Source organism: Moraxella equi, from assembly GCF_002027555.1.
GTDB lineage: Bacteria > Pseudomonadota > Gammaproteobacteria > Pseudomonadales > Moraxellaceae > Moraxella > Moraxella equi.
In genome coordinates this window covers 1-4,454 of record NZ_MXAP01000195.1, presented here as the reverse complement: position 1 = coordinate 4,454, position 4,454 = coordinate 1, and the positions used below count along the sequence as shown (strand labels likewise).

Here is a 4,454-nt window from a genome sequence, read left to right as displayed (position 1 = left end):
TTGGGTTCGGTTGGTATAGGTGCTTGATTTGGTCAAGATACGCCAAATTATTGCCTTGTTTGTCGCTTAATGCCAGACGGTTTAGCCATGCATAAGGGTTGTTTTGGCGGGATTTGTCTTGGTTTGTAAAGGTGCTTTTGGCTTTATTGATGTCGTCTGTCGTGATGAGATTAGGTAGGTTTGCCAGTACCTGTTTAGCATGGGCTATCATCTCGTCCGTCTTGTCAGGATTGGTGGTGAATTTAAGATGACTTTCAATGCGGTGGGTGTTGGGGTTTAGTGTACTGTCAAAATTTAGCCGATAAATGCCTAATTTTTCATCACGCAAGGTCAGTTTGAGTTTGTCGCTGGCGATGTTTTTTAGTAGGTTTACCGTCATGGCATCCACGCCTTGCCATGTGTGGGGTGTGGTCGTCCAAAGCTGTACGTCCGCTCGTGGCTCGCTGTGGTGGGCGAATTTGACCGTGTCCGATGTGGCAAGGGGCGTGGCGGTATGGCGAAATGCCGTCAAGGGCGGATTGGGATTGGCAAACAAGGCGATAAATTGCCCCATGTCGGTAGGTTTAGCATTACTCACGACATAAACCGTCATGGGCGTGCGTGTCATCTGCTTCCATGTGCTATTAAGCATGCGTTTGTCTAGTTTATCTAATTCATCAAGGCTTGGCAAGTGGTTTGGCAGTTGTCTTAACTTGCCAATCTCATCTAATCTGTGGCGTTCGGCTTGCTTAACCCCTGTCGGAGCAAGCTCGCTCATTAGGGCGGTTTTGGTGTCATCAAGTCCGCCCTTAATGGTGGTGTGGTACAGTTGGGCGTGGTAGAGATTGATAAGTTCGTTTAAGTTGGCATTGTCGCTACTCATCTCAATGATAAGCTCGTGGGCGGTCTGTTTGGCGGACAGATTTAGGCGGTGCGTTTTTTTAAAATTACCCCAAGCGGTTTTGTTAAAATGATAAGGCGTATTTTGAAAAATCAGCCCTGTGGTAAGTTGCGACTGCCATGCACTCAGTCCATCCGCCTGTGTGCCTGCCGTATTCACCGCCCGAATGTAGGTCTTGTCTTTAGCACTAGGGTGGGTAAGCCACAACACCTTATCGCCTGTGGAGAGCGTGTAGGTGCGAGTGTCGCCGTGCCGTGCCGTGTGCGTGATGTGGGCGGTGGTGATGACGTGGGGCAGGTCAATGGTTATCGGACGTGGCTTTGGGGCAGGCGGGGCGAGCGTGGCGGTGTTTGCCCAATGTTTCATCTGCTCCACGTCAGCCACACTTATGGGGGCGACCCGTGCGGTGTGTGGGGCTTGGTATTGGACGATACGGTCAGGGGAGGATAGCCATGTATTTATGCGTGTCCGTATGTCGGCAATGGTCAGATTATCCACTATTGGTTGGCTGATTTTGGCAAGTTCTTTTTGGGGAAGATAGGGTTTATCTACCAATGCTGTGCCAACGAGTGCCTGCACCCAACCTGCAAAATCACGGTCTTCGCTGTGGGCGTGGGCTTTGTCTAGCTGAATTTGAAAATCATTTTTGTACTCATCAAGCTCATCTTGGGTTATGGGATAATCCTGTAAGCGTTTGATTTGATAAAAAATTTCTTGTAAGCCGTCTTTGTGTTTGTCCTTATCCACGCTACTAAATAGCCCAATGGCAACGGTATGTTTGCCAATGTCGGATTTGCGAGCGACCACGCTTTTTATGCCGTTTGGTAAGTTATTCATTTCGCTTTGCAAACGTTTGGTAATATAAGGTCAAGGCAAAACGGTCTATCAGGCGATTTTTACGAGCGGTGTCGCTGTCGCCCCGACTTGCCTGTTCGTCTAGTCGTAGGATATGTGCCACTTGGCTCACTCCGCTTTTGTTATCGTGCAGTTCGGTCATGACCAAGCGGTCGGATAAAGTCGGTTCATAATAATCGCCTGTACGGTCGGGGAGGGGTTTGGCAGGGATTTGCCCAAAATATTCTTGGATTTTGGCTTTGGCTTCATCAGGGTCAATGTCGCCCACGATAAGTAGGTTCATGTTGTTGGGGGCGTACCATGTTTTATAAAACGCCTGTAACTCATGGGCGGGCATGGTCGTGATACTGTCTAGCGTGCCGATGACAGGGCTACGCACCGAGCGACTGCCTGCTCTGATGACTGCCTTTCGTTGCTCGTCCATGCGTGCTGACACGCCTTGACCGCTCCGCCACTCTTCGGTAATGATAAGGCGTTCTTTGTCCAAATCGCTCTGCGTGATGTGAGCGAAAAACATCATCTGACTTAGGGCGGACAAACTGCCGTCCAATCCCGCCTTAGGCGGTGGGGTCATCATGTAAGTGGTGCTGTCGGTGGTGGTTACGGCATTATAATGTCTGGCTCTGATAAAGCCAATATCATGTAAATGGTTCATCACGCCGTTGGGATGCTTATCGCTTGCCCGAAAGACCAAATGTTCGACCATGTGAGCCACGCCTGCCTGCGTATCGTTCTCATCTATGCCCCTGCGTTCACCCTTAGGCGAATCTCTAACCGCCCTTTGTCGTCATGCAAAGGCAAAATGGCATAATCCAAACCGTTATCTAATCTGCCGATGACAGGCGAGCTAATCTCAGCAAAGGCGGTATGGGTGATGACAAATAGGGCAAGGGCGATGAGTTTTTTCATGATTTATTCTTTTAAAGTAAAAAATAGGAAAAGCACCCTGTTAGGTGCTTTTGGGGATTTGGATGGATTACCAGTTGTAGCTAACCCCAAGCCAAAAACTGCGACCGAGTTTGTAAGTGTTGTTACTGCTGGTTTGTGATGAAACAATGACTTTATCTGGCACGTTATTAACATCAATATTTACCCCAAGCGAATGACCGTTATTAAGCGGTTTTTCATAATTAAAACGCCAATCCATCGTAAAGTAACCATTTTGCCTATCTTCGACATAAGGTCTTACCACTATACCGTCCCAATCGCCACAGCGAGCATCGCCCGAGCAGGTGAACTCATCACTTGATTTACTAGATAGGTAGCGATGACCTGCGGTGTAATTTAAATCTTGCGTCCAAGTGATGTTGTATTTTGGGAAAAAAGTCTTGACAGACAGCCTTGCTTTCCAAGGGGCGTTAAAGTCGGATAAAGGTAAATCGGCATAATCCATGATTTTGCCATCATAATACACCATGTCGGCAGTATCCACCAAGTCTGTGGTCAGTGTGTCATAGTTGGTGTTGTTGCTCTTGGATTTTTGCCAAGACCAATTCAACTGCCAATTCACATCAGCGTGTTCAAAACTCATCGGAGCAAGCGGTTGTACGGACAATGAGACGTTTTGGTTTTTGCTTGTGCCATCGTTGCTCAGCCACCAATCACGCACCCCGTTTACTGCTTGTTCGGCACGTTTGCCTGTAAGTTGGTCTTTGCCATCACGGCGTACCCATTTGGCTGTCCATAACGCCCCAAAGGCTTTTTGGGCAATGCCGACATTTAACTTATCGCTGTATGGCGTTTTTAAGTCTGACAAGCTGTAATTACGACTGCCACCCACGCCTGTGCCTGATAACGTCCAGTCGCCAAGCACGCCACCACTCACAGAGCGAGTATAGACTTCGTTATTGCCTATGCCTTGACGTAAGGCATAGGCAAGTATGGAATTACCATAATAACGGTTCGCCCCACCAAATACCCGAGTACGCTCATCACCAAACACGTCCCACGTGGCAGATGGGCGTGGGGCGAGATTGGTGTTGTTTAGTAGACTGTTATAATCAGTGCGTAAGCCGACACTTAGGTCTAAGTTGTTAAATTTAGACGTATTTTCTAAGTACAATGGCATAAGTATGGTTGCTCACTTTGATATTTCTGACGTCATAAACGGTTTTTCTGGACGCATGCTGTTCGCCATCAATACAGGCACTTTCGCCATCACAAACCACGCTCGTGCTGTTGGTGTAAGTGTATTGATTGCTTTGAGTATCACGGATGTATTTGGCAGTGGCGTGGTCAATTTGCCAACCAAAAATTAGGTTATTGTCCGTATTGCCGATTTTATAAGTGGGGGCTTTAAAATCCTGCCTGGCGGTAAGGCTTCATGGGGCGAATACATGGCGGTCGCTTTGATGGTATCGCCATTGTCCGCATGATAAATCCCGCGGAGCAAAAATGTCTCATTTTACGTTCTTGGATGCCACCTTGATTGGCAAGCCAAGTCGCTTCACTGGCGTGCCTTAGCTGGGTGTGGTTAAAAGGAATGTCAGACGTGGTGGCATTGTACGAAAACAGCACGGCAGATTTGTCATTGATGGGCTGATTGACACTGACGCCATATTGGTGTTTGGTAAATTGGGGTTGGATGTTATTGTAGGCGTTATCAAAGTCGGACTGGTCGCTCTCGGAGACGTGGTATTTTGCCCAGTCGTCTCTTGATGTGCGATAGAGCACTTTGCCACTTGGGGCTTTTGTGTCGGGGTCTATACCAACCGAACCC

Annotated in this window: 6 protein-coding genes; 1 reads left to right on the top strand and 5 read right to left on the bottom strand. The window is 48.1% G+C overall.

Annotation, left to right across the window (positions count from 1 at the left end):
* The 4 genes from B5J93_RS13205 to B5J93_RS13195 form a co-directional block, all read right to left on the bottom strand.
* Positions 1-1,717: peptidase M16 family protein (locus tag B5J93_RS13205; RefSeq protein ID WP_143823567.1), on the bottom strand; the 1,717-nt coding region annotated here is incomplete at its 3' end.
* Positions 1,710-2,477 (bottom strand): M16 family metallopeptidase, encoded by a 768-nt coding sequence (locus tag B5J93_RS13200; protein WP_228144952.1) that lies wholly within the window; start codon positions 2,475-2,477, stop codon positions 1,710-1,712. The genes B5J93_RS13205 and B5J93_RS13200, both read right to left, overlap by 8 nt.
* Positions 2,474-2,644, bottom strand: a complete 171-nt coding sequence (locus B5J93_RS13665) for a hypothetical protein (RefSeq protein ID WP_158080760.1) — start codon at positions 2,642-2,644, stop codon at positions 2,474-2,476. Before B5J93_RS13665 ends, B5J93_RS13200 begins: the two co-directional genes overlap by 4 nt.
* Positions 2,645-2,711: 67 nt before the next feature.
* Positions 2,712-3,803 carry a TonB-dependent receptor gene (locus tag B5J93_RS13195; protein WP_079326776.1) on the bottom strand — a complete coding sequence of 364 codons (1,092 nt, stop codon included), beginning with the start codon at positions 3,801-3,803 and terminating at the stop codon, positions 2,712-2,714.
* A 4-nt stretch (positions 3,804-3,807) separates the two neighbouring features.
* On the opposite strand from B5J93_RS13195, the gene B5J93_RS13190 reads away from it, so the two are divergent.
* Positions 3,808-3,993 carry a hypothetical protein gene (locus B5J93_RS13190; RefSeq protein ID WP_079326775.1) on the top strand — a complete coding sequence of 62 codons (186 nt, stop codon included), beginning with the start codon at positions 3,808-3,810 and terminating at the stop codon, positions 3,991-3,993.
* Positions 3,994-4,030: 37 nt separating this feature from the next.
* Here the strand turns inward: B5J93_RS13190 and B5J93_RS13660 are convergent.
* On the bottom strand, positions 4,031-4,454 hold a 424-nt coding region (locus tag B5J93_RS13660; protein WP_211278900.1), incomplete at its 5' end, for a hypothetical protein.